Here is a 22,971-nt window from a genome sequence, read left to right as displayed (position 1 = left end):
TGTATTCATGATAACGTTTTTAGGATGTTTCTAAATTTAAAATACTGATCCACATAGGGCCTTTGCCGACAGGGTAACGAGAAAGGAGTGACAATTTTCCTGTTAATGAATGAATACGATAAACAGCAATTTTATTTGAAAGCTGTCCTGCAGAGATTAAAAACTGCCCACTGTGATCGATATTAAAGCCTCTTGGCTGTGCCTCTGTTGATTGATAGCCTACTAAGGAAAGTACAATCCCCTCTTCTGATACTTTAAAAATACTCAGCATATGAGAAGTACGATCAGTGGTATACAGGTAACGCCCATCAGGCTTCATATGAATATCAGCCGCCCAAGGCTGACCAACAAAGCCTTCAGGTAAAGCGTTCACTGTATTAATTAAAGTATAATTTTTGCCGTTATCCCTGATCAAATACAGATCAATCGAGCTTTTTAATTCATTGATACAGTAAGCAATTTTATTGTTAGGATGAAATGCCATATGTCGAGGTCCGGCACCTTTTGATGTGATGAGCTCAGCTGGATAATGGGGGCTCAATGTCCCTTCTACGCTCAACTCAAAAAGCTTTATCCGATCTTCTTTTAAACACGGAATGAACAATACTTTACCTGTGAGATCGAAATTAACTGAATGAGGCGCGCCTAAATTGGTTAATTGTTCACTCCATTTTTGCACAATCCCTTGATGATCAATCGGGCTGATACTGACAGAGTTTCCACTGTAAGAAGCGGAAAATAAAAAACGTCCGGCTGGATCTGTTGTGATATATGTAGGCCCCGCCGGTAAAGCTGCAGTACCAACTTCCTCTAATTGACCATCATCAGCGATATGATAAGTGACGACAGAAAATTCAGGTCGCACTCCCGCGTATAAATGGCCTGTATTCGGGTTGATGGCCATAGGTTGTACTTGGCCTGAGACTTTTTTTGTTTGGATCAGGGTCAATTGGCCAGCTAAATTTAATTGAAAAACATCAATCTGGTGGCTCTCAGAACTTGCTACATAAACGATTTGTCGCATCCTGACTCCTTGTTTTTTAAAGCGAAGATGAGTGGTCATTTTTGTGTGATATTAAGTTGAAAATTTTGCCAAAACCATAAATCAGCGACAGAATCATAGTGATCATTACAGGCACCATGAGCAAGGCAAATAAGAAACTTTTTAATAATTCAAACATGGCTAACAAACCCCAAAACGTAATTTAATGAATATTGACAATCAGTATAGTCAATCAATTTATCGATCGTCATTAATTGAATGGTCGTTAAATATACAATAGACTATTTATAAAACCTATGTATGGTATGAATTTTCACAAAACATACGAATATATGCATCACAACTACCCCCTTACAAAAAACCAGTTTATAAAACTCAGCTTATCAAAGTTTTTTAAAGGCAATCATTTCAGTGATAAATTTAAAAACAATAAATGAAATTAAAACTTTTTTGCTTTTTTTGCAGAAAAAAATTTGTGACGACATCAACAAAGTCGAAAACGATGGGGAGTGTAAAAAAACAAAATGGGAAAAAAACGAAGGAGGGGGCGGCATCAGCTGTATTCTCTCAGGCGGCTCGGTGTTTGAGCAGGCGTGCGTTAATTTTTCAGAAGTTTTTGGCCCATCCCTTCCTGTCTCTGCAACTTTGTCTCGCCCAGAATTAGCAGGACATGCTTATCGAGCACTCGGGGTTTCGATCATTATCCATCCTATCAATCCGTATGTACCAACCAGTCATGCAAATGTTCGATTTTTTATGGCGGAAAAACCAGGCGTTGCTCCCGTTTGGTGGTTTGGTGGGGGGTTTGATCTTACTCCATTTTACGGTTTTGAAGAGGATGCTCGTCATTGGCATCAGACAGCCTGCGATCTTTGCCAACCTTTTGGTGATAATCGGTATCAAGAATATAAAAAATGCTGTGATGATTATTTTTTTCTCAAACACCGCAACGAAGCAAGAGGTATTGGTGGATTATTTTTTGATGATCTGAATACGCCCGATTTTTTAAACTGCTTTGAGTTTATCCAAGCAGTAGGAAATGGCTTTTCAAAGGCTTATTTTCCTATTGTTAAACGTCGTAAAATATTTTCTTGGGGGAAGAGAGAACGCCAATTTCAGCTTTATCGCAGAGGCCGTTATGTAGAATTTAATTTAGTTTGGGACAGAGGCACTCTTTTTGGTTTACAGAGTGGTGGGCGTACTGAATCTATTTTGATGTCATTGCCCCCGCTGGTTCGTTGGGAATCAAATTATCAACCTGAGCCAAACAGCCCTGAAGCTGCTTTATACCAAGATTTTTTACCCGTCAAAGATTGGCTGGCTTTGCCTCGAAGCACCGTTCATCGCTGATTTTAACCCATAAACACATGATTTTTAAATCATTAAGAATCGCTGAAAATAATGTTCAGTTTTTAAAACTGAACTTAGGTTAAAAATTATTCGATTTTTAGCATTAAATTATCTATAATCCGCAGCTCCCGCCTTACAGTATCAATGGCTCCCAAAATTATACCACCCACTATTCGAAGGGATAGATGAGTCGGAATTAATCCTGGTGTAAACGAAAAAACAGGTTTGAACGATTGAACCTTCACCAGTCTGTGACTTAATGATTAATTGAGTAAGTTTCAATGAAAACTTTTACAGCTAAAAAAGAGACAGTAGAGCGAGACTGGTATTTGGTTAACGCAGATGGCAAGACCTTAGGTCGTCTTGCAACTGAGTTAGCTCGGCGTCTCAGAGGAAAACATAAACCAGAATATACCCCTCATGTTGATACTGGTGATTATCTTATTGTGATTAATGCAGAAAAAATTTCTGTAACGGGCAAAAAGCGTAAAGATAAAATTTATTATCGCCATACAGGATATGTGGGTGGTATCAAACAAACCACATTTGAAGAGATGATTGCCCGTCATCCTGAACGGGTCATTGAAATTGCCGTTAAAGGGATGCTTCCTAAAGGCCCTCTTGGGCGTGCAATGTACCGTAAACTGAAAGTTTATAAAGGGGCTACGCATCATCATATCGCGCAGCAGCCAAAAGTTCTGAACATTTAATTGAGATGATAGCAATGGCTGAGAATCAACATTATGGCACTGGTCGCCGAAAGAGTTCTGCGGCTCGGGTTTTTATAAAACCTGGCAGCGGTAATATCGTCGTAAACCAACGCAGTCTAGAAGTATATTTCGGGCGAGAAACCGCTCGAATGGTTGTTTATCAACCATTAGAGCTATTGAATATGATGAATAAATTTGATCTGTATATTACGGTAAAAGGAGGCGGGATCTCAGGTCAAGCTGGGGCTATTCGCCACGGTATTACGCGTGCACTTATGGCTTACGATGAGTCTTTGAGACCCGAACTACGTAAAGCAGGTTTTGTGACGCGTGATGCCCGAGAAGTCGAACGTAAAAAAGTAGGCTTCCGTAAAGCAAGACGGCGTCCACAATTTTCGAAACGTTAGTACTTACTTTTTATATATCATTTTAATAATTTAAATAAACCTTATCAGGATCCCTGTTAGGGTTTATTTATCTTTTTTGTTGTTTACACGTATTTATTATTAAGCCTATCTCGATCAGATCTGCAAAACATCCCTAAAATCTGGTAGACTATGTCGTCTTTGGAATAACTATTTTTTAAAGTTTGGAGATTTTTTATGTCTGTTGCCGCTAATAAATGTTCGGTAATAACGCTTTTTTCAGGGTCCACAGACATCTTTAGCCATCAAGTTCGTATTGTACTGGCAGAAAAAGGAGTCAAAGTTGTCATTAAATATGTTCAAGAAGATGAACCTCTTCCTAAAGATTTTATCGAACTTAATCCTTCTGCTAGCCTGCCAACTTTAGTAGATCGTGATCTCACCTTGTATCGATCAAGCATTATAATGGAATATTTAGATGAACGATTCCCCCATCCCCCTCTGATGCCCGTTTATCCGATGATTCGTGGACATGCTCGTTTGATGATGCACCGCATTGAAAATGATTGGTACAGTCTATTTGATAAAATTCAAAAAGGGTCTGCTTCGGAAGTGGCATCGGCTCGTCAACAATTAAAAGAAGAATTATTAGCATTGGCTCCGATGTTTCAGCAAAAACCTTATTTTATGAGTGATACATTTAGCTTGATAGATTGCTATTTAGCGCCTCTATTATGGCGTTTGCCTGAATTAAATATCAAGTTCGAGGAACTTGTGTCTGGCGTAAAAGAATTAAAAAATTATATGACTCGTATTTTTGATCGTGATCCGTTTCTTGCGTCTTTGACCGAAGCTGAATCTCAAATGAATCCCTTTCATCAAGAGACTGCTTTCAAAACGCTCACCAAAGCGGTGAATTCAAGGCGCCCTGAGTACTGTCATCAGAACCTATATAGAAGTCATGAGGATAGCGAGTGACTGGTTTATTAAAGAAAAGACAACCACAGAAGTCGCCGCTCGAAGTCGATTTCACAACAGATATAATGATAAAGTAATGACGGAAATTTTAACTATGATCCCACGACGTCCTTATCTATTACGCGCATTTTATGATTGGTTAATCGATAATCACTTGACCCCTTATCTGATGGTAGATGCCACTTCTGAAGATGTCATAGTACCGAGAGAGTGTGTTCAAGATGGCCAAATTATTTTGAATATTGCACCCTCTGTTGTTTCCGATTTGTCATTAACTAACAAAGAAGTTTGTTTTGATGCTTATTTTAGTAGTGTGCCTTTTTCTATAGTGATCCCTATCAGCTCAGTACTAGCCATCTATGCCCAAGAAAATGGATTTGGCACTTTATTTGAAGCAGAAATATTTGAATCAGAAGAAGTGAAGATATCGCATCATTTCTTAAATCTGGTCGACACTTCTATAGACACAGAAAAAAATACAGAAGAGGCATCAGGAGTTAAGAAAAAAATACCTTCCCATAGAAAAAAATCAAAAAGTCAGCCTCCTACTTTGAGAAGTATTAAATAGAGACTAACAACTTCAATTCAAAAAACAGATTTTCTCATTAAGTATTTTTTAGTGAATCCATACTGAGTAACGATTTGAGCGATCGGTTTATAAAAAGTAGAAGCGATTTCCTGTATGATAGGCGTTTCGTCTTTTGAATTAAAAGCAGACATAAGTGTTGTGATCAAATCAGGGGTGATATCGTCACCATTGCTCATTTGAATATTTTTTAATTTTTCTCTTTCTGCTGTCTGAAATGCTTGTTCTGTATTGAATGAGAGAGTTTTTTTAAATTCAAGATCTGAAATAGTTAATTGTATCCCGTTCTTTTCTTGAATCAGTGTTTGTATTTTTTCTATTTTTTGAGCCGTATTGAGCTTTGCACCTTTTTTGATGGTGACTGAAAATGAATTTTTAAATCCAGGCCTTGACATTTTAAGTACTATATCTTCGCCTTCTGTTATTGCCTCTAATTCATCATGACGAATATGACATAAAACTAAAGTATCGTTACCTCCGCTGTGTCTTCAATCACGGTTTGACCATCGTTATAGCTGATTAAATAAATATCATCACCCACACCCCCTGAAAGGAAATCATCTCCTATGCCACCACAAATAAAGTTATTGCCCTGATAAACAAATATTTCATCGTCTCCTAAATATCCCCAAATTTGATCGTTTCCGCCTCTTCCATTCAGATAGTTATTTTCATGATTTCCTTTAAGTTCATCATTGGTTTTTGGATTGCCATAAGCGTGTTCGATATTTTCTATTTTTGCTATTAATTTTTTATCATTGATATGATGAAAATGAATTTCTCCTAAAGTTAAATCAATGAAATAATGACTATGCTCTGGCAAATCTTCATAAGTAATAATAATATCTTCACCGCCTAAACCATTAAAATAACTGGCTTCTGCCAATAAGTCCGGCTTTGATAAGTAAAAAATATCGGCTTTATCTCCTCCTGTATATTGTTTGGAGCCGTAGCTGATTTTAAAAATATTTTTTCTTTGACGATACCCCACCGCAATATCATCCCCATCACCGAGATCAAATAAAGCCGTCGATTCGTCTTGAGAAATGTCAGGGTCATCCGAAAAGTTTTTTTTAACCGTGGCGTTATTTGCATCATCCTCATCCTAATTCACATTGATATGATCATTCACCGCTGTTAAAGCTGAAGGCTCAGGATAATGATATTCGCTATCTTTAATCTCTATATCTTTATATTGATGAACATTATCAGAAATAAATTGATTGACTTCTTTAGGATGAAATTTATCTTTTATTTCCGTTAAATACTTAATGCCAGGTAAAGTCTGAGTCCAGTTCTTATAAGTTAATAATTTATAAGGTCTCATTTCTATCTTAAAATCTTGTTGACTATAAAAATAAATATTAATTTTTTGAGGCGATAAATTTTTTAATATTTTTTGAGCGTTGACGTCCAACATTTGATTATATTGTTCACGTGCCGCATGTTCACTTTTTTGTTTTAATTCTTTATTTTGTAATTCAATAGTGGGGGCTAATCCCACAAATAGACGCGCGTAATTTTTCCAAAACTCTTCTGTATTGAGTTCAACATGGTTTTTTATGTCTTCTAACTGACGAAAGGCAGAATATAATTGCGAGGTGGCCAGAATAGCTACTCCGCCTAAAAGAGCACTCTTGTATCCAACAATCGCGGTCAGACTCGCCACGCCAAGCCCACCACTTAACAGTGATAAAGAACCATTGACCATCAAATCTTGCCGAATTTTTGGATCAACAGTGTCAGATATTTTTTCAAAATTAAAATAGGCCTGATAAAAATCAAAAGAAGAAATGAATAAACCTAACCCCATTTTGATAAAAGGGAGAAACTGGATCCCCTTATTCCCCCCTATTTGGATAAAAGGAGAATAAAGTGGTAATTGATGCCTGGGTATTTCGATCAGATTAATATGTAGTTTATGAAGACTATATTGCACGAGATCGCCGCTCATGCTAAAAAAAGAGAGGAATAAAGGGCTTCTTGTTGAATTTCTAGTATTTTTCTCTCTTCTTGGGTTAATGCTTTATCCTGTAAAAAATGTCTAATTTTAATGATTTCATACATGCCATGAAAGTAATTAGAGATTTGCATAAAAGTATCGATTCGATTCACTTTTTTATATAATTGACTATTCAAAAAATTTTTTTTTAAATTATGAAATCGATGATGATTTTTTTATCTTCTTTTTCTCCTTCTAATATTGTAGTGAGGGAGGGCGTTATTTTTATTTTTTCTTTTAAAAGGGTGATCGCCATTTCTATTTCATGTTCTTCGAGCTTTTGATTTAATAAATAATTTTTTAATTTTTTCGCGTTAAAATGAAGGTGTGATAATAACTCTTTTTGAGAAGCAAAGTGCTCTACAGAAATCCCCTTTTGACCAAACATCCCCCCCATTTCATAAATTAAGAAAGGAGACAAAGTCACTTTATTTAAAATCATGGGGGGTAATTCAAAAATGCGTTGTTTATCGGAACGAAAATCAGAGATAAATTGGTCTATATGATTCAATTGATGTAAATCAGTTAACGTATTTTCAGTTAATGTCGTGATTTTAAAATAATAATTGCCACGAAATTTTTCAACCCCATATAATTGACCTCGTGTTTTATCATTCATGACTTTAGAATCCAGATAATCATTAAGAAATTGATGAAATTCAGTATTATGTTCATCAGACGTCTTTATTTTTATATCGCCAATCATCGGATCATATAATGTCATCGTATTACCTTGATCGTTTTGAGTGATATCTAAAACCAGGATATGTCCATGATTCGATTGAGTAGAACTTAAAAAATAACTTTCAGGATTCATAGGTAAAAATGAATTTCTGGTATTTTTAAAAATATTATTGGTTTTTTCTTTTATGTTTTTTTTAAAGATTTGAATAAATCTTCAAATTCTTTTAATTTTTCTTTATCATAATCACTCATTACATCAAAACTGTCATTATTAATAAAAAAATTTCTTGTTAATAATTTTAAAAAATTTTATTTAGGTACTCGTTCTTTTATTTTTTTATTTAACCAAATAAGGCCTAGTCCGAAACTATTATAAATATTATTTGTAATATAAACAGATTTAGGTGCAATAATATTCATTTGAATTCCGGCGGATTTATATTCTTTTTTAGAGGCCATCACAATTAAATCTTTTAAATTTTTTCCTTATAAAATGCCCTTTTTTATCAATTCTACGTAGAACCGCTTCACGTATTTGATGAAAATGCTGATATGGCAATGACTGTGCATTCCTGGTTTTTATGATGCGTTATTTTAAAGGTAATTTCAGGGATTTTATTCTCAGCATTGAAAGTAGTAAGACACGAATTGACCTGTCACGTTGGGATGAAAATTCACTTGAATTTTTTTTCCACTAAAGATTTGATGAAATAGCTTTCTTCCTGTGATTGTGCTTCTTTCCAAATGCCATCGTAACCTGAATTATCTTTTGGTACTAAATGCGTATATTCTATTTTAGTCTTCTCTCCTGCTTCTGGATCTTCAAATTGATATAATTTCTCCCCGTTTGATCGAGTCGTATTCAGAAGAGAATTCGTAATAAAAGTTACGCCAAGCGGCATAATCACTTTCTGCCAAATTTTTTAACCATAAAATATAGCCTTTACCGCGCCCCCTAAACCAAAGTTACGTTCTTCAATTACATAGCGAACAGACAAAGCAATACATAATCCGTTATTATTATAATATTTTGATAAAAGATTAATATTGCCGATTTTATCTTTTGTTTTGATAAAAATATCCTGGTATTGACTAAAATCAAATGAATTTTCTATCACAAAGTGCGGGCCATAATTTGAATCAGATGAAGAAGTGCTCGGCATCGGCATATATTGAATCCTTTTAATATATTTTTTATTAAATGATTTATATCAATTTAAATTCTAAAAAAACTGATAATAAAAATTTTCTTAAGTCATTGAGTCAATATATTTTAGCTCATAAAATAAAAAAAGGATTTATACACAAACTAAAAAAGAAGCCGTATTTTTTTACATAATGTTTAGCAATTTTCTCCAACATTTGAGATGTACTCATATTGAGACTTTAGTGGCCAGCTTACATCCAGTACGGTATTAGATAATTTTTCATAGTAGTCATAGTTTAATTGTTGAATGATAAGTTATTTTATTATCTAAAAACACTTTTAATTCATGCAGATTATTTAATGCTGTCTATACTTATTTTTGCTGACATTTATTTAATAGATATTCACATTAGAGGAGCTTTAGGTATGGAAATAAAAAAAGATTTAAAAATGATGGAAGGAATTTCTTGGGGCAGTATTTTAGCTGGTGTTATTACCGTTTTATCGGCTTCGCTCTTATTTTCTACTTTAGGTACTAGCTTAGGATTTTCCATTACAGATCCTCTATCTAGTGAACCTGTTAAAGGTGTGGCAACTACCGTAGCAATATGGTCTGCTATTTCTCTCATGATCAGCTTGGCCTTCGGGGCTTTTGTTTCTGGAAAATTAGCTGCTGGAAATGGTTTTATTCATGGTTTTCTCGTCTGGGCAACCGCACTTCTTTTTGCTGTCATTTTAGGAGGTATGTTAATTGGAAGTACTATTAAAGCAACAGGAAACCTCTTAGGCTCTATCACATCAATAACAGGTAATATCATCTCGGGAACAAGCTCTTCTATCGGTAATGGTCTCTCAGAAATGATGGAAACAGGGGAGCGGATTTTCGAAAATTTTAACACTGATATTCAACTGAGCCCTCAAAATATTAAAAAAAATGTTATCCAGTCTTTAGATAAAAGTAATATTCCAACCTTAAAACCCGAATTTTTAAAAAAACAATTACAGGCAACAAAGAAAGAAATCGCTCAATCATTAAAACAAATTGCGATGAATCCTAATGATTCAGATCAGATCTTTCAAACATTAATTGATCATCTGAAAAAACGCAGTCAAATAATAACGCAAAAAATTGATCGTCCTGAATTAATTCAAGCGCTTTCTAGTAATACCGATTTAACACAAGAAGAAGTCAATCAAATTGCGGATAATATTATTGAAGCCAAAGAAAAAAGTGCAGAAATGATCAATGAAAATTTTAATGAATTAGAAGAGAAAATGGTTCAAGCCCAAGAGCAATATCAGATTTTTAAACAAAAAGCCCTCCAACAAGCCGCTGAAGCCACAAAGGCCATTGCTAAATCTGCATTGTGGTCATTCTTTGCTTTACTATTAGGAGCAATCGTCAGTGCTATGGCAGGCCGTTTAGGAGTAAAATGTTCTTGCCGTTGCTCTATTCCTGCCAAACGTTAAATTTGAGAAAAAAGTATTTTATCGAATAAGCAGCCTTGTATCCCGGCTCTTTATGATTGGGATATAAGGTCACGTCTTTCAGATAAATAGAAATATTAAAGAATAAAACGGCTCAGATCTTCGTTATTGATCAATTTACTGAGATGTGTGTCAACATACTTTGAGTCAATAGTAATAGATTTTTTCTTGATTTTATCAGCGTTATATGAAATGTCTTCCATGACACGTTCCAATATCGTGTGTAAACGACGAGCTCCAATGTTTTCTGTATTTTCATTCACCTGACCTGCCGCGCCAGCAATACTAGTAATGCCATCTTTGGTAAATTCAATTTTGATCCCTTCTGTTTTCATCAAAGATTTATATTGATAAGTAAGAGATGCGCTAGGCTCAGTCAAAATACGTTCAAAATCTTTTGGAGTCAGCGATTTTAATTCAACACGAATAGGAAATCGCCCTTGCAATTCAGGAATCAGATCAGAGGGTTTGGCTACCTGAAAAGCCCCAGACGCAATAAACAAAATATGATCTGTTTTGACCATGCCATGTTTAGTAGAAACGGTACAGCCTTCTACCAATGGTAATAAATCCCGCTGAACACCTTCTCTAGATACATCAGAGGTTGATTTACTACCATGTCTACAAATTTTGTCCACTTCATCTATAAACACAATTCCGTTTTGTTCAACAGAGTGAATGGCAACCTGTTTAAGCTCTTCAGGATTAACTAATTTCGAGGCTTCTTCATCAATCAGTAATTTTAATGCATCACCGATTTTCATTTTTCGTATCTTGTGTTTTTGACTCGACATATGTTGAAACATAGATTGCAATTGATTCGTCATTTCTTCCATACCAGGAGGAGACATAATTTCTATGTCCACTGGTGTTACTGCCAAATCAATTTCAATTTCTTGCTCATTCAGCTCACCTTTTATTAAAGGTTCAAGAAAAAATTGACGAGCAGTAGAGGTATTTTGTGATCCTTCGACTTGACCTGAAGAATTCCTTGCAGGAGATACTAAAATATCCAAAATACGCTCTTGAGCAAGTTCTTTTGCCTTATCTCGCATTTTCTCAATAGCCTGATGACGTACCATTTTTACTGCTGTGTCAGTTAAATCACGAATGATGGACTCCACTTCTTTTCCAACATAGCCTACCTCAGTAAATTTTGTTGCCTCAACCTTAATAAAGGGAGCCTCTGCTAATTTAGCCAAGCGGCGAGCAATTTCAGTTTTACCAACACCAGTAGGACCAATCATCAAAATATTTTTTGGCGTGATTTCTTGACGTAATTCTGTATCAAGTTGCATACGACGCCAACGGTTACGCAAAGCGATCGCGACTGCACGCTTTGCATCATCTTGGCCAATGATATAATCATCCAGCTTTTTTACTATCTCGCTTGGAGTCATGTCAGACATACTTATCTATCCCTTAGTTTTAATTGTTAATTCTTCTATGGTCGGATATTGGTTTGTATAAATACAAATATTTCCTGCAATGGTCAGTGATTTTTCAACGATTTCACGCGCGCTCAAATTTGTGTTCTCTAGTAGCGCTCGAGCTGAAGCTTGAGCATAAGGACCGCCAGAACCAATCGCAATTAAATCATCTTCAGGTTGAATCACATCGCCATTACCAGTAATGATCAAAGAGGCTGTTTCGTCGGCTACTGCTAACAGTGCTTCCAGGCGTCTGAGCATACGATCTGTACGCCAATCTTTTGCCATTTCAACAGCCGCTTTAGTTAGCTGGCCACTGCATAATTTTAATTTTGCTTCAAATAATTCGAATAAAGTAAACGCATCGGCAGTTCCCCCTGCAAAACCGGCGATGACTTTATCGTGATGCAAACGACGTACTTTCTTCGCATTGCCTTTCATGACAGTGTTGCCCAAAGTCACTTGACCGTCACCACCGATGACAACATGATTATGACGGCGCACGCTTACAATTGTTGTCACCAGAAAACCCTCACTATCGGTTGAATAAAATGATGTACGAAAATATTAAAAATACAGCAAATATAGATGGGGCGAAGAGTCACATTTTTCAACCCCTGTCATTAACAGAAATACAGGTATTTATTCCTATTTTTTTTAATTTTTGAAAAGCGCGGCTGGTGTCTGATGAGTTCTTATAAGGCCCCAATAACACGCGATTCCAACCATCCAATGAATGAATTTTACTTTCCATGCCTTCTAATGCGAGCTGCACTCGAAACCGATTAGCCTGGTGAGCTTCACGAAAAGCAGCGCATTGTAGCCATTGACTTTTTGGGGATTTTTTCATCATCTCTTTCCTGGCTGCCTGAGTGTTTGGCGGTGGGGTATCTGAAACGATGGGCAATTTAGTGCCTGTATAACGCATATCAGACTGAATCTGTTTCAACAATTCATGTTGTTCATGTGTCAAAGGGATTTGCACTTTTGGATTGTTATCAGAAAAAGATTCCGAGGACATCAATACATCTGTTCGACGATTTTTCAATTCTTTAACATAGTACCAACGCTCTTTCGGCTTAGAAGGAAGTAAATAATCAGTGTGAATATTTTGAGTCTTTAACAGCTTTACTCTGTGTGCTTTATCTCGTGAAAAAAAATAAAAGCAGCCGATCAATATCACTGCTAATGCAACACCCAATGTAACCAAGGCCTGTGATATTCCACCGCGATTTGATTTCTTTTTTTGTCTTTTGTAGATTATTTCAGAATCATCTCTGCGGACATAATCTTTTCGTATCACTGTTATTATTCCACGCTGTGCTGCATATTTGATATTTTTTGTAGCTCAGGGAGCTTTGAATAAATAAAAGTTCAAACCAGATGATCAATTTTATTGGTTATTTTACTGAAATAGGCTAATTTTGCTAACCTCTTCATACCACTTCCTGGATTAAAATGACAAATCTCTATTTTTTATAAAAAATATATCCATTAATATTAAAGCATTTTCAAAACGTATAAAGGGCGTCTGTTCAAGGCGTCCTAATCGCCTTCACCAGCGTTATATTAAAGTACATGAGGGTGACGGGCACACTTCATGATCACTAATCACAATAAAAAATGAAGGATGTCATAATGAGTGTCAATAAAAACAACATGGAACTAAAACGTGAACTTAAAAACCGGCATATTCAACTTATTGCGCTCGGTGGAGCAATAGGCACGGGATTATTTCTTGGAATAGCTCAAACGATAAAGATGGCGGGACCATCTGTACTATTAGGCTATGCTATTGCTGGCTTTGTGGCTTTTTTGATTATGCGTCAGTTAGGTGAAATGATAGTCGAAGAACCCGTTGCAGGTTCGTTTAGTCATTTTGCCAATAAATACTGGAGCCGTTTTGCCGGTTTTTCAGCAGGATGGAATTATTGGGTCATGTTTATTTTAGTGGGGATGGCTGAATTAACGGCAGTCGGTATTTATATACAGTACTGGTGGCCTGAAATTCCAACATGGATATCAGCCGCTGTTTTTTTTGTTCTCATTAACATCCTTAATCTATCGAACGTTAAAATTTATGGTGAAATCGAATTTTGGTTTGCTGGGATTAAAATTGTGGCCATTTTGGCCATGATTGCTTTTGGAGGCTATTTGTTAATCAGCGGTCATGGAGGCGCAAATGCCAGTATCACTAATTTGTGGGCACAAGGCGGTTTTTTCCCAAATGGGGTGGCGGGTCTTGTAATGGCGATGGCCGTGATTATGTTTTCTTTCGGTGGCTTAGAGCTGGTCGGTATGACGGCCGCTGAGGCAAAAGATCCTTCACACAGTATTCCCAAAGCAACAAATCAAGTGATTTATCGCATTTTTTTATTTTACATTGGATCGCTTTTTGTCCTGTTATCACTTTATCCTTGGAGCAAGGTCGTCGAAGGCGGCAGTCCGTTCGTGTTGATCTTTCATCAATTAAACAGCAACCTGGTGGCCAGTATACTCAATCTCATCGTGTTAACGGCTGCTTTATCCGTTTATAACAGCTGCGTTTACTGTAACAGTAGAATGTTGTTTGGTTTGGCTAAACAGAAAAATGCGCCTCATTTTTTACTCAAAGTGGGTAAAAAAGGCGCCCCCTTCATTGCGATTGGCGTCTCTGCTTTTAGCACGGGTTTCTGTGTCCTTATTAATTATCTGATTCCTGGCAAAGCATTCGAGTTGCTCATGTCGCTGGTGGTTTCTACTCTGGTGATTAACTGGGCGATGATCAGTTTTTCACATTTAAAATTTCGAGCAGCAAAACAAAGTGAAGGCTTAACCTCCAAATTTCAATCTCCTTTCTTCCCATTGAGTAATTATGTTTGCTTGATCTTTTTGGTGGGTATTTTGGTGATCATGTCTCTGACACCGGGTATTCAAATTTCTGTCGTTTTAATTCCAGTCTGGATTTGTTTTTTATGTTTAAGCTTTTGGATAAAAAATCATTATCATCAAATTGTGAAATAGGTTTTTTATTGCATTTGTTTTGGGGCAAGCCCAAGGCATCCGAAAAATTTTTATCGATCCATTTTTTCATTATTTGGAATGTTTATGCCAGAGAGCCTTAAAAATATCGATATGAGGCGGGAATTGTTATTAAAACGACTCAAATATGACATCCCCAATAGGGTGACTCAAGCTTTAAAAGAAGATCTCGGGGGGCAAGTGAATCCTCAAATGGACATCACATCGCAACTTTTTCCAAAAAATCAACACATATTTGCTGAAATTATCACTCGTGAAAACGGCATTTTTTGTGGGAAAGCCTGGTTAGAAGAAGTTTTTATTCAATTAGATCCAAAGATCACCATCACTTGGCTGGTCAAAGAGGGCGATCTTTTAAAAACCCATCAAATTTTATGTCAACTCTTTGGGCCTGTGTCTACTTTACTTTCTGGAGAACGGACGGCCTTAAATTTTGTACAAACGCTTTCTGGTGTTGCTAGCAAAGTCAATGATTACGTCAGGTTGTTGTCAGGTCTGAAGACAAAATTACTTGACACGCGTAAAACATTACCAGGTTTACGTACCGCATTAAAATATGCAGTGCTGTGTGGGGGGGGGCATAATCATAGGCTCGGGCTGGATGATGCTTTCTTGATCAAAGAAAATCATATTATTGCCTTAGGCAGCATCAAAAATGCGGTCAATAACGCGAAAGCATTGAATCCTACGTTACCGATTGAGGTTGAAGTAGAATCTTTAGATGAATTCAAACAGGCGTTATCCACCCAGGCCGATATCATTATGCTGGATAATTTTACCCTTTTAATGATGCAACAAGCCGTTGAAATACGAGATAAAGCGGTGATGCAAAACGCTATTCAACATCGTCCTTTGTTAGAGGTTTCTGGTAATGTCACTCAAAAAACCTTACGGAGCTATGCCGAAACAGGGATTGACTACATTTCTGTGGGCGATTTAACAAAAAATGTTCAAGCATTGGATCTGTCCATGCGTTTTTGTGATTCCCGAAACGAGGATATCGATGCCTCTGAACGCTTAAAGACCCAGTCCGTTTCAGAAGATAAATGGGGATCAAACTGATAACCGGCCGAATCAAAATCACGCAATTTTTCTTTATCAGTCAGCTGATTTTCGATAATAAAACGGCTCATCATGCCTCGGGCTTTTTTTGCGTAAAAACTGATCATTTTATATTTTCCATTTTTTTCATCGAGAAAAATGGGTTTGAGGATATGCGCCGGCCAGTTTTGTGGTTTTAAGGCTTTAAAATACTCCTGTGAGGCTAAATTGATGACAATATTGTCGCCTTGATCTTTAAGCGCCTGATGGATTTTATCGGTTAAAGTATCTTGCCAAAACGCATAGAGATCGTTGCCTTTAGGATTGGTAAGCTTCGTGCTCATTTCTAATCGATAGGGTTGCATCAAATCCAGAGGGCGCAGCACCCCATAAAGCCCGGATAAAATCCGTACATGTCGCTGCGCAAAATCAAATTCTGATAAAGTAAAATTCTGTGCCTGTAACCCTTCATAGACATCGCCTTTAAACGCTAAAATCGCTTGGCGTGCATTTTGTAAATTGAAATCGGGTGTCCATTCCTTAAAACGCTTTGCATTTAAATGTGCTAATTTATCACTGATAGACATGAACTGTCGTATCTGTTCTGGTGTTAAATTGCGACAAAGATCGATCAAAAGACTCGATTGAGAAAGCAGCTCAGGTTGAGTGTATTGATGAGTGGCCAGTGGGCTTTCATAATCGAGTGTTTTAGCAGGAGAAAGAAGAATCAACATAAGCGCCCTTAAATCATCAAAAGTAAAGCAAGGAAAACCATCATGACCCTCTTGATGCGACAAAAATTAAATCTCCCTCCAGGAAAAAGCAAACTATTACTGCACTCTTGTTGCGCGCCCTGTTCTGGAGAAGTCATGGAGGCGATACAGGCGTCGAATATTGAGTATGCTATCTTTTTTTACAACCCTAATATTCATCCCAAAAGAGAATACGAACTTCGTAAAGAAGAAAATATCCGTTTTGCTCAAAAAAATAATGTACCCATTATTGATGCAGATTACGACACAGACAATTGGTTTGCCCGTGCAAAAGGCATGGAACAAGCGCCTGAACGCGGTATTCGCTGCACCATGTGTTTTGATATGCGTTTTGAGCGCACTGCGCTCTATGCTTTTGAACATGGCTATGACAGTATATCAAGCTGTCTTGGGATTTCACGCTGGAAAGATATGCAACAAATTAACGCATGCGGCATCCGCGCTGCGGGCAAATACCCCAATTTGGTCTATTGGGATTACAATTGGCGTAAAAATAATGGCTCTGCACGCATGATTGAGATCAGCAAACGCGAGCGTTTTTATCAGCAGGAATACTGTGGTTGCGTTTATTCGCTTCGTGACACGAATTTGCACAGAAAAAATCACGGGCGGGATCCGATAAAAATAGGCAAGCTTTATTACGGAGATCAATAAAATATTTCATCCAACGAGGAAAAAATGCCCACACATTTAGTCTGGTTACGTCATGACCTGCGTGTCACAGACAACAGAGCATTAAATGCCGCTTGTCAACATTCTCAAGCAAAGGTGTTGGCGGTGTTTATTGCAACACCTATCCAATGGAAAACGCACAATATGGCGCCGCGTCAAGCGGCTTTTTTACTGGCTCACCTTAAAGCCGTGCAAGCGCGGCTTGCTGAGCTCAATATTCCTTTGCATTACCATGAATGTGATGATTTTCAAGATGCAGTGAAATGGCTGATCGATTTTTGTGATCATCAGAAAGTAGATAAACTTTTTTACAATCATCAATATGAGATCAACGAATCTCGCCGTGATCACGCGCTTGAAAAAAAACTGAGCCATCAGGTGATTTGCCAGGGGTTCCATGATGCCGTGCTTTTACCGCCTGAAAAGGTTTTAAAAGACAATGGTCAAATGTATCAGGTATTTACGCCCTTTCGGCGCGCATTTTTAAAACAGTTATTCTTAACCAATCTGAGCTGTCTTCCTGTACCCAAAAAGCGTGATGGGCCCCAGGTGAGCATTTCTCTGACTGACCTTTCTTTTGATTATCCCCTCCTGGATTTTGATACCGAACTATTTCCGATAGGCGAAGCCGCCGCTCAAAAACAATTAACGCGTTTTTGCAATGCAAAGGTAAGCGCGTATTCTCATGCACGCGATATGCCTGCCATTAAAGGAACGAGCGGTTTATCACCTTATTTAACACTTGGGATCTTGTCGCCCAGACAATGCCTGGGTTGTTTACGCGAGGCTTTTCCAGAAGGAATAGAGGATCATAAGGGGGCTTTTGATTGGCTCAATGAATTGATTTGGCGCGACTTTTATCGCCATCTTTTAATCGCTTATCCTCGTTTGTCAAAAGGGCACCCTTTTATTGGTTGGACAACATTTGTGCAATGGCATCATTCAGACTCTCTTTTGGAGAAATGGCAGCAAGGGCAAACAGGCTATCCCATCGTAGATGCCGCGATGCGTCAACTCAATACGACAGGTTGGATGCACAACCGCTTACGGATGATCACCGCCAGTTTTTTAGTGAAAGATTTACTGATCGATTGGCGTTTGGGAGAGCGCTATTTTATGTCCCAATTGATTGATGGAGATTTAGCCGCGAATAACGGGGGCTGGCAATGGGCGGCTTCTACAGGCACAGATGCGGCGCCTTATTTTCGTATTTTTAACCCCACCACTCAGGGGGAACGCTTCGATCCCAAAGGCGAATTTATTCGCCATTGGTTGCCAGAATTAAGCCCCGTGCCAGAGAGTGAGATTCATCAACCTTGGTCTTGGGCAGAAAAAAATCACAAACAGTTAGATTATCCTACGCCTATCGTCGATCATAAACAGGCGAGACAAGCGACATTGTCCGCTTTTGCCACCGCTAAAAATTTGTCTGAGGAAATGAAACACAATCATGCTCAATAAAGAATTAGAAAAAAATCTCAACGAAGAGTTAAAAACAGAGAGCTTTCAAGATTACGCGCCCAACGGGTTGCAAGTTGAAGGAAAAAGGGAAGTCAACAGAATCGTCACAGGGGTGACGGCTTGCCAGGCTTTGCTGGATAGAGCGGTGGAGCAAAATGCGGATGCTGTCCTGGTTCATCATGGGTATTTTTGGAAAAATGAGCCTGTGGTGGTCTGTGATATGAAGCGCCAGCGTCTGAAAACATTATTGACTCATGATATCAATCTTTATGCTTATCATCTGCCGTTAGATGCCCATCCTTCATTAGGCAATAATGCGCAACTGGCTGATTTGCTCGAGATAAAAACCATCGGAATGATTGATCCTTTGGTGCCTTATGGTGAGTTTGAAGTGCCTGCTGACGCCATTCATGTAAAAGAAATATTGGAAAAAAAACTTCAGCGCCCGGTGTTGCATTGTGGTGATTCTGGGCCTGTGTATATCAAGCGAATTGCGTGGTGTACTGGTGGGGGGCAGGGATATCTCCAGAAAGCGGCTGAATTTGGCGTAGATGCGTTTATTACGGGTGAGGTCTCTGAGCAAACCATTCATATTGCGCGGGAGATGGGGGTGCATTTTTATGCGGCGGGGCATCATGCGACAGAGCGTTATGGTATTCAGGCATTAGGGGCGTGGTTGGCTAAGCGTTATTTATTAGAGGTAATTTTTATTGATGTGCTCAATCCTGCATAAGTTCATGGATTCCATATTCTGCTTCAGTCATTTTGGATCCAAACTAAAACGTTTTATTCGAATTGATATTTTTTGAGCAAAAACCACGTTATGATCGTCATTCAAAATTTCTTAATTGTAATAAATGTTCAGGTAAAAATAGGCAGGTAACCACATGCTTGATCCCCATATTTTGCGTAAAGAGCCTCATACTGTTGCTGAAAAACTGGCTCGAAGATATTTTTCTCTCAACTTGAGCATGCTATTTGAGCAAGAACAACATCGAAAAATGCTACAGGTCAAAACAGAAGCACTTCAGGCAAAACGAAATTCACTTTCAGCCTCTATCGCCGAAGGAAAAAAGAAAGGCGAAAACATTGATTCCCTTTACATTGAGGTCAATCAACTCAAAATTACATTAGACAGTGCTCAAAAAGAGCTTGAAGAATTACAAAAAAAAATCCGGGCGTTTCAGCTTTCTCTTCCTAATTTACCTGATGATTCGGTACCCGAAGGTAAAAATGAAGAAGATAATCAAGAAATCATGCGATGGGGCCAACCAAAAAAATATTCTTTTCCTGCGCTGGATCATGTCGCGCTGGGTGAAAAATTAACAGGGCTTGATTTTGCTTCTGCCGCCCAGCTGGCCGGTAGTCGGTTTGTCGTGATGAAAGGGCCTATAGCCCGCCTGCACAGAGCACTTTCTCAATTTATGCTCGATTTACATACAAAGCAGAATGGCTATACGGAATTTTATGTGCCTTATTTTGTCAATCACGATAGCTTATTGGGCACAGGGCAGCTCCCCAAATTTGGCGAAGATTTATTTCATATAGAACCTCTGGGGCCAGAAGATAAAAAGTACGCCTTGATACCGACTGCGGAAGTCCCTCTTACCAATCTGGTACGTCAGCAAATTTTAGAAGAATCCTCATTGCCATTAAAAATGATGGCGCATACACCTTGTTTTCGTTCTGAAGCAGGTTCTTATGGGCGTGATACTCGCGGTTTAATACGGATGCATCAATTCGATAAAGTTGAATTAGTGCAAATTACACGTCCAGAAGATTCAATGAGAGCATTAGAAGAACTGACAGAGCATGCCGAGCAGGTGCTGAAAAAACTGGAATTACCTTATCGAAAAATGTTGCTTTGTACAGGAGATATGGGATTTGGGGCGAAGAAAACCTATGATTTAGAAGTGTGGTTAGAAGGTCAGAAGACGTATCGAGAAATTTCTTCCTGTTCAAATATGGGTGATTTTCAGGCACGTCGAATGCAGACACGCTATAAAACGGCATCAAAAAATTGTTTTGTTCATACCTTAAATGGATCCGGCCTGGCAGTGGGTCGTACTTTGGTCGCAGTGATGGAAAATTATCAACAGGAAAATGGCAGCATTGCAGTGCCACAGGTTTTGCAACCTTATATGGAAGGATTAGAGTATATAAAAAATATCGAAAAATAACTAAAAAGGATATTCTCAACGAGCTCAAGTCTGTTGAGATCCAACGATTGACAGGCTCCACACTGATGTCATTGACGCCTGGAAGATGTTCGATCCCCTATCAGTCATCAAAGGCTGAAAAATAATCGCATTTTTTGATAAATGATCTAAATTTAAAAAGAAATCAATTTTTTAAAATAAAAGAGAAAAAATAATGGAATATTATTTACTGATCATTATTAAATTTGCTATCGGTTTTGGTATTGTGATGACTCATATGAATTTAGCGGGTAAAACACAATTATCACAGATGACGCCCATCGATTTTATCGGTAATTTTGCATTCGGCGGGATCATAGGCGGGGTGATTTATAATGAAAAAATCCCAATGTATCAGTATATTATTGTTTTATTGCTTGGTGTTTTGCTTGTTTCTTTTCTTAATTTTATCAGTAAAAAATTTCATTTATTTCGCGCTTTTGCAATAGGAGAGCCCATTCCAATTATAAAAAATGGCCGATTTTTAATAGAAAATATTCGTGAAAAGAAAAATAAAATCGATATCCTCAGAGTCGCTTCCCAATTGCATTCTAAAGGTATTTCTTCATTTAAAGAACTCAAATATGCTCAAATTGAACCTGATGGCCAAATAACCGCCATTTCTAAAAAAAATGATTTGCCGTCCATTATTATTATATGGGATGGTAAAATTAGAATTGATAAATTAGAGGAAACTGAAAAAAATGACAGTTGGTTATCGGAAAAATTAAAGTTTTGCGATATTTCAGATATAAAAGATGTATTCATTGCTGAATTTTGGAAAGACGAAGTGACTTTTATTATGAATAATGGGGAAATAAAAAAATCTTTAAAAGAGTCTTTTTAAGGAGCATTTTTTAATGCTCCAAATTGAAACAAGGTTTTATATTTTCAATATAATTTATTTTTTTTCACCGCTCCGGCAATGTTGATAAAAACAATACCGGATAAGGCTATTTAATTCATTAATATTTGATCAATATTGACGATAGTACTGATTGATTGTGAATTAAATTAATATTAATTTGATACAGCAGAGACAGGCACATTATTAACAACCATTGTATAAGAAAACGATTTTTCTTGTTGTATATTGCTAGCAGAGTAAGAGATTTCTTCAGATTGAGCAAAACCAGAACTAGCATTAACAAGTGAGTAAGTGTCCGTCGAAGTAGTAGAGCGATTTACTGAAGCAGTAGAATCCAGAGTCTCCTGCTCCAGAGGAGTCAATTTCATATCTTTGAGATTCTTAGAAACATATTCCAATGTTCTGTTCCACACCTTTAATACAGGATTGACTGCATTTAAAACCCAGGTTGTTGTTTTTGTATTTTTTGAAACATTTTTTTCTAGAAGTTGAAAACTTTCTTTCAAATTTCTATTTTCTTCCATAACTTTTTCGAGCTCACTCTGAGTATGTTCGAGCTTTTCTTGCGATTCTATAAGTTTATCTTGTATAGCGTTTATAGATGTATTGTTAGACTCGGTAGTTGCTTTGTTAGTATTTATCTTATTTATATTATTATTAATAAGTTTTGTATTAGATTCGATACCTTTCCCATTATTATTTATATTATTTGTATTATTTGTAACACGTTCATCTATTCTGTTGATCCGAATAATTAGCGTGTCTATTCTACTGCTTAATCTTCTATCGATATCCTTAAATTTTTTGTCTATATTGGAATTTGACGAATTGAATTTTTCTTCTAATGTTTCTTCGAATGCTTTGATACTTAATTTTATAATATTAGCTGTTCTACTGGTTTCTTTTGTATCTAATTCTGTAAATTTATTGTTTATTTCTTCTAAAGCATTTTTTACGTTATTTTTTTCTGCATTAAATTCTTCGATTGTTAATTTATTTTGGATTTCTAGGGAAATTCCCTTCAATTGATTTAAAATATCCAATAAATTTTTTCTTCTGCTTTGAGTTACTTTAGTTTTCATTTCTGCTGTAGATTTTACATTTTCTTCAATAACTTCAATAACTTCAATAACTTTAATACCTTCAATAGGTCTAATATCTGTTCTTGTTGTTAGTTTTGTTGTTGACATTATT

At 37.1% G+C, this 22,971-nt stretch carries 28 protein-coding genes; 13 read left to right on the top strand and 15 right to left on the bottom strand.

Features of this window, described 5'->3' with window-relative positions:
• Positions 1-19 precede the first annotated feature (19 nt).
• Both pgl and AACL23_RS00685 read right to left on the bottom strand, forming a co-directional pair.
• Positions 20-1,024 carry a 6-phosphogluconolactonase gene (pgl, locus tag AACL23_RS00690; protein ID WP_100096669.1) on the bottom strand — a complete coding sequence of 335 codons (1,005 nt, stop codon included), beginning with the start codon at positions 1,022-1,024 and terminating at the stop codon, positions 20-22.
• Between the two features lie 16 nt (positions 1,025-1,040).
• A complete protein-coding gene (locus AACL23_RS00685) occupies positions 1,041-1,181 on the bottom strand; it encodes an AcrZ family multidrug efflux pump-associated protein (protein WP_086934997.1) in 141 nt (46 codons plus the stop codon).
• 236 nt (positions 1,182-1,417) lie between these two features.
• On the opposite strand from AACL23_RS00685, the gene hemF reads away from it, so the two are divergent.
• From hemF to AACL23_RS00660, 5 genes are all read left to right on the top strand, one after another.
• Entirely contained in the window at positions 1,418-2,353 is a 936-nt protein-coding gene (gene hemF, locus AACL23_RS00680) for an oxygen-dependent coproporphyrinogen oxidase (RefSeq protein ID WP_100097133.1), read from the top strand.
• A gap of 281 nt (positions 2,354-2,634) precedes the next feature.
• Positions 2,635-3,063, top strand: coding sequence for a 50S ribosomal protein L13 (gene rplM, locus AACL23_RS00675; RefSeq protein WP_015873704.1), 429 nt, complete (start codon positions 2,635-2,637; stop codon positions 3,061-3,063).
• 14 nt (positions 3,064-3,077) lie between these two features.
• Positions 3,078-3,470 (top strand): 30S ribosomal protein S9, encoded by a 393-nt coding sequence (rpsI, locus tag AACL23_RS00670; protein ID WP_015873705.1) that lies wholly within the window; start codon positions 3,078-3,080, stop codon positions 3,468-3,470.
• A gap of 195 nt (positions 3,471-3,665) precedes the next feature.
• Positions 3,666-4,406: a stringent starvation protein SspA gene (gene sspA, locus AACL23_RS00665; RefSeq protein ID WP_100096671.1), complete on the top strand. Its 741-nt coding sequence runs from the start codon at positions 3,666-3,668 to the stop codon at positions 4,404-4,406.
• A 76-nt stretch (positions 4,407-4,482) separates the two neighbouring features.
• On the top strand, positions 4,483-4,974 hold the full coding sequence (locus AACL23_RS00660) for a ClpXP protease specificity-enhancing factor (RefSeq protein ID WP_339049481.1): 492 nt from the start codon (positions 4,483-4,485) through the stop codon (positions 4,972-4,974).
• Between the two features lie 17 nt (positions 4,975-4,991).
• Here the strand turns inward: AACL23_RS00660 and AACL23_RS00655 are convergent, their stop codons facing one another.
• The 8 genes from AACL23_RS00655 to AACL23_RS00620 form a co-directional block, all read right to left on the bottom strand.
• Positions 4,992-5,387 (bottom strand): hypothetical protein, encoded by a 396-nt coding sequence (locus AACL23_RS00655; RefSeq protein WP_339049480.1) that lies wholly within the window; start codon positions 5,385-5,387, stop codon positions 4,992-4,994.
• A 65-nt stretch (positions 5,388-5,452) separates the two neighbouring features.
• A complete protein-coding gene (locus AACL23_RS00650) occupies positions 5,453-5,983 on the bottom strand; it encodes a calcium-binding protein (RefSeq protein ID WP_339049479.1) in 531 nt (176 codons plus the stop codon).
• Positions 5,984-6,097: 114 nt separating this feature from the next.
• Positions 6,098-6,931, bottom strand: a complete 834-nt coding sequence (locus AACL23_RS00645; protein WP_339049478.1) for a hypothetical protein — start codon at positions 6,929-6,931, stop codon at positions 6,098-6,100.
• Between the two features lie 11 nt (positions 6,932-6,942).
• A complete protein-coding gene (locus tag AACL23_RS00640; protein ID WP_339049477.1) occupies positions 6,943-7,131 on the bottom strand; it encodes a hypothetical protein in 189 nt (62 codons plus the stop codon).
• Between the two features lie 11 nt (positions 7,132-7,142).
• Positions 7,143-7,811 (bottom strand): hypothetical protein, encoded by a 669-nt coding sequence (locus AACL23_RS00635; protein WP_339049476.1) that lies wholly within the window; start codon positions 7,809-7,811, stop codon positions 7,143-7,145.
• Between the two features lie 176 nt (positions 7,812-7,987).
• Positions 7,988-8,137: a hypothetical protein gene (locus AACL23_RS00630; protein WP_339049475.1), complete on the bottom strand. Its 150-nt coding sequence runs from the start codon at positions 8,135-8,137 to the stop codon at positions 7,988-7,990.
• A gap of 215 nt (positions 8,138-8,352) precedes the next feature.
• Positions 8,353-8,580, bottom strand: a complete 228-nt coding sequence (locus AACL23_RS00625; protein ID WP_171967439.1) for a hypothetical protein — start codon at positions 8,578-8,580, stop codon at positions 8,353-8,355.
• Between the two features lie 21 nt (positions 8,581-8,601).
• Complete coding sequence (locus AACL23_RS00620) at positions 8,602-8,847, bottom strand: hypothetical protein (protein WP_015873711.1); 246 nt, start codon at positions 8,845-8,847, stop codon at positions 8,602-8,604.
• Between the two features lie 281 nt (positions 8,848-9,128).
• On the opposite strand from AACL23_RS00620, the gene AACL23_RS00615 reads away from it, so the two are divergent.
• Positions 9,129-10,295, top strand: coding sequence for a TIGR04086 family membrane protein (locus AACL23_RS00615; RefSeq protein ID WP_235661099.1), 1,167 nt, complete (start codon positions 9,129-9,131; stop codon positions 10,293-10,295).
• A 95-nt stretch (positions 10,296-10,390) separates the two neighbouring features.
• Here the strand turns inward: AACL23_RS00615 and hslU are convergent, their stop codons facing one another.
• The 3 genes from hslU to AACL23_RS00600 form a co-directional block, all read right to left on the bottom strand.
• Positions 10,391-11,722, bottom strand: a complete 1,332-nt coding sequence (hslU, locus tag AACL23_RS00610) for an HslU--HslV peptidase ATPase subunit (RefSeq protein WP_015873714.1) — start codon at positions 11,720-11,722, stop codon at positions 10,391-10,393.
• 6 nt (positions 11,723-11,728) lie between these two features.
• Positions 11,729-12,265 carry an ATP-dependent protease subunit HslV gene (gene hslV, locus AACL23_RS00605; RefSeq protein ID WP_100096678.1) on the bottom strand — a complete coding sequence of 179 codons (537 nt, stop codon included), beginning with the start codon at positions 12,263-12,265 and terminating at the stop codon, positions 11,729-11,731.
• Between the two features lie 88 nt (positions 12,266-12,353).
• Complete coding sequence (locus tag AACL23_RS00600; protein ID WP_339049474.1) at positions 12,354-13,046, bottom strand: SPOR domain-containing protein; 693 nt, start codon at positions 13,044-13,046, stop codon at positions 12,354-12,356.
• A 335-nt stretch (positions 13,047-13,381) separates the two neighbouring features.
• Between AACL23_RS00600 and AACL23_RS00595 the strand changes: the two genes are divergently transcribed.
• Positions 13,382-14,746: an amino acid permease gene (locus AACL23_RS00595; RefSeq protein ID WP_339049473.1), complete on the top strand. Its 1,365-nt coding sequence runs from the start codon at positions 13,382-13,384 to the stop codon at positions 14,744-14,746.
• A gap of 84 nt (positions 14,747-14,830) precedes the next feature.
• On the top strand, positions 14,831-15,826 hold the full coding sequence (gene nadC / locus AACL23_RS00590) for a carboxylating nicotinate-nucleotide diphosphorylase (RefSeq protein ID WP_339049472.1): 996 nt from the start codon (positions 14,831-14,833) through the stop codon (positions 15,824-15,826).
• Here the strand turns inward: nadC and yaaA are convergent.
• Positions 15,715-16,539, bottom strand: a complete 825-nt coding sequence (gene yaaA / locus AACL23_RS00585) for a peroxide stress protein YaaA (RefSeq protein ID WP_339051509.1) — start codon at positions 16,537-16,539, stop codon at positions 15,715-15,717. The genes nadC and yaaA overlap by 112 nt on opposite strands.
• 42 nt (positions 16,540-16,581) lie before the next feature.
• Between yaaA and AACL23_RS00580 the strand changes: the two genes are divergently transcribed.
• The 5 genes from AACL23_RS00580 to AACL23_RS00560 all read left to right on the top strand — a co-directional run bounded on the left by AACL23_RS00580 (position 16,582) and on the right by AACL23_RS00560 (position 21,756).
• The gene (locus tag AACL23_RS00580; RefSeq protein ID WP_339049471.1) at positions 16,582-17,232 is read left to right on the top strand and encodes an epoxyqueuosine reductase QueH; all 651 of its coding nucleotides are present in this window, start codon (positions 16,582-16,584) and stop codon (positions 17,230-17,232) included.
• Between the two features lie 24 nt (positions 17,233-17,256).
• Positions 17,257-18,711 carry a deoxyribodipyrimidine photo-lyase gene (phrB, locus tag AACL23_RS00575; RefSeq protein WP_339049470.1) on the top strand — a complete coding sequence of 485 codons (1,455 nt, stop codon included), beginning with the start codon at positions 17,257-17,259 and terminating at the stop codon, positions 18,709-18,711.
• Entirely contained in the window at positions 18,701-19,444 is a 744-nt protein-coding gene (locus AACL23_RS00570; RefSeq protein WP_100096683.1) for a type 2 GTP cyclohydrolase I, read from the top strand. Before phrB ends, AACL23_RS00570 begins: the two co-directional genes overlap by 11 nt.
• 154 nt (positions 19,445-19,598) lie before the next feature.
• Positions 19,599-20,891, top strand: coding sequence for a serine--tRNA ligase (gene serS / locus AACL23_RS00565; protein ID WP_100096684.1), 1,293 nt, complete (start codon positions 19,599-19,601; stop codon positions 20,889-20,891).
• Positions 20,892-21,084: 193 nt separating this feature from the next.
• The gene (locus AACL23_RS00560; RefSeq protein WP_100096685.1) at positions 21,085-21,756 is read left to right on the top strand and encodes a DUF421 domain-containing protein; all 672 of its coding nucleotides are present in this window, start codon (positions 21,085-21,087) and stop codon (positions 21,754-21,756) included.
• Positions 21,757-21,929: 173 nt separating this feature from the next.
• Here the strand turns inward: AACL23_RS00560 and AACL23_RS00555 are convergent, their stop codons facing one another.
• Positions 21,930-22,967: a hypothetical protein gene (locus AACL23_RS00555; protein ID WP_339049468.1), complete on the bottom strand. Its 1,038-nt coding sequence runs from the start codon at positions 22,965-22,967 to the stop codon at positions 21,930-21,932.
• Between the last annotated feature and the right edge of the window lie 4 nt (positions 22,968-22,971).

The sequence above is a fragment of the Candidatus Williamhamiltonella endosymbiont of Tuberolachnus salignus genome (genome assembly GCF_964019775.1).
In the GTDB taxonomy this organism is placed as follows: domain Bacteria; phylum Pseudomonadota; class Gammaproteobacteria; order Enterobacterales; family Enterobacteriaceae; genus Hamiltonella; species Hamiltonella defendens.
The sequence above is the reverse complement of the archived record's forward strand: the minus strand, read 5'-3'. Positions and strand labels throughout refer to the sequence as shown.

What these genes read in the sequence shown, in the direction of transcription:
- pgl (WP_100096669.1), bottom strand. Translation starts at nt 1,024, where the DNA reads ATGCGACAAATCGTTTATGTAGCAAGTTCTGAGAGCCACCAGATTGAT.
- AACL23_RS00685 (WP_086934997.1), bottom strand. Translation starts at nt 1,181, where the DNA reads ATGTTTGAATTATTAAAAAGTTTCTTATTTGCCTTGCTCATGGTGCCT.
- rplM (WP_015873704.1), top strand. Translation starts at nt 2,635, where the DNA reads ATGAAAACTTTTACAGCTAAAAAAGAGACAGTAGAGCGAGACTGGTAT.
- rpsI (WP_015873705.1), top strand. Translation starts at nt 3,078, where the DNA reads ATGGCTGAGAATCAACATTATGGCACTGGTCGCCGAAAGAGTTCTGCG.
- sspA (WP_100096671.1), top strand. Translation starts at nt 3,666, where the DNA reads ATGTCTGTTGCCGCTAATAAATGTTCGGTAATAACGCTTTTTTCAGGG.
- AACL23_RS00660 (WP_339049481.1), top strand. Translation starts at nt 4,483, where the DNA reads ATGACGGAAATTTTAACTATGATCCCACGACGTCCTTATCTATTACGC.
- AACL23_RS00655 (WP_339049480.1), bottom strand. Translation starts at nt 5,387, where the DNA reads ATGTCAAGGCCTGGATTTAAAAATTCATTTTCAGTCACCATCAAAAAA.
- AACL23_RS00635 (WP_339049476.1), bottom strand. Translation starts at nt 7,811, where the DNA reads ATGAATCCTGAAAGTTATTTTTTAAGTTCTACTCAATCGAATCATGGA.
- AACL23_RS00630 (WP_339049475.1), bottom strand. Translation starts at nt 8,137, where the DNA reads ATGGCCTCTAAAAAAGAATATAAATCCGCCGGAATTCAAATGAATATT.
- AACL23_RS00625 (WP_171967439.1), bottom strand. Translation starts at nt 8,580, where the DNA reads ATGCCGCTTGGCGTAACTTTTATTACGAATTCTCTTCTGAATACGACT.
- AACL23_RS00620 (WP_015873711.1), bottom strand. Translation starts at nt 8,847, where the DNA reads ATGCCGATGCCGAGCACTTCTTCATCTGATTCAAATTATGGCCCGCAC.
- hslU (WP_015873714.1), bottom strand. Translation starts at nt 11,722, where the DNA reads ATGTCTGACATGACTCCAAGCGAGATAGTAAAAAAGCTGGATGATTAT.
- AACL23_RS00595 (WP_339049473.1), top strand. Translation starts at nt 13,382, where the DNA reads ATGAGTGTCAATAAAAACAACATGGAACTAAAACGTGAACTTAAAAAC.
- nadC (WP_339049472.1), top strand. Translation starts at nt 14,831, where the DNA reads ATGCCAGAGAGCCTTAAAAATATCGATATGAGGCGGGAATTGTTATTA.
- yaaA (WP_339051509.1), bottom strand. Translation starts at nt 16,539, where the DNA reads ATGTTGATTCTTCTTTCTCCTGCTAAAACACTCGATTATGAAAGCCCA.
- AACL23_RS00580 (WP_339049471.1), top strand. Translation starts at nt 16,582, where the DNA reads ATGACCCTCTTGATGCGACAAAAATTAAATCTCCCTCCAGGAAAAAGC.
- phrB (WP_339049470.1), top strand. Translation starts at nt 17,257, where the DNA reads ATGCCCACACATTTAGTCTGGTTACGTCATGACCTGCGTGTCACAGAC.
- AACL23_RS00570 (WP_100096683.1), top strand. Translation starts at nt 18,701, where the DNA reads ATGCTCAATAAAGAATTAGAAAAAAATCTCAACGAAGAGTTAAAAACA.
- serS (WP_100096684.1), top strand. Translation starts at nt 19,599, where the DNA reads ATGCTTGATCCCCATATTTTGCGTAAAGAGCCTCATACTGTTGCTGAA.
- AACL23_RS00560 (WP_100096685.1), top strand. Translation starts at nt 21,085, where the DNA reads ATGGAATATTATTTACTGATCATTATTAAATTTGCTATCGGTTTTGGT.
- AACL23_RS00555 (WP_339049468.1), bottom strand. Translation starts at nt 22,967, where the DNA reads ATGTCAACAACAAAACTAACAACAAGAACAGATATTAGACCTATTGAA.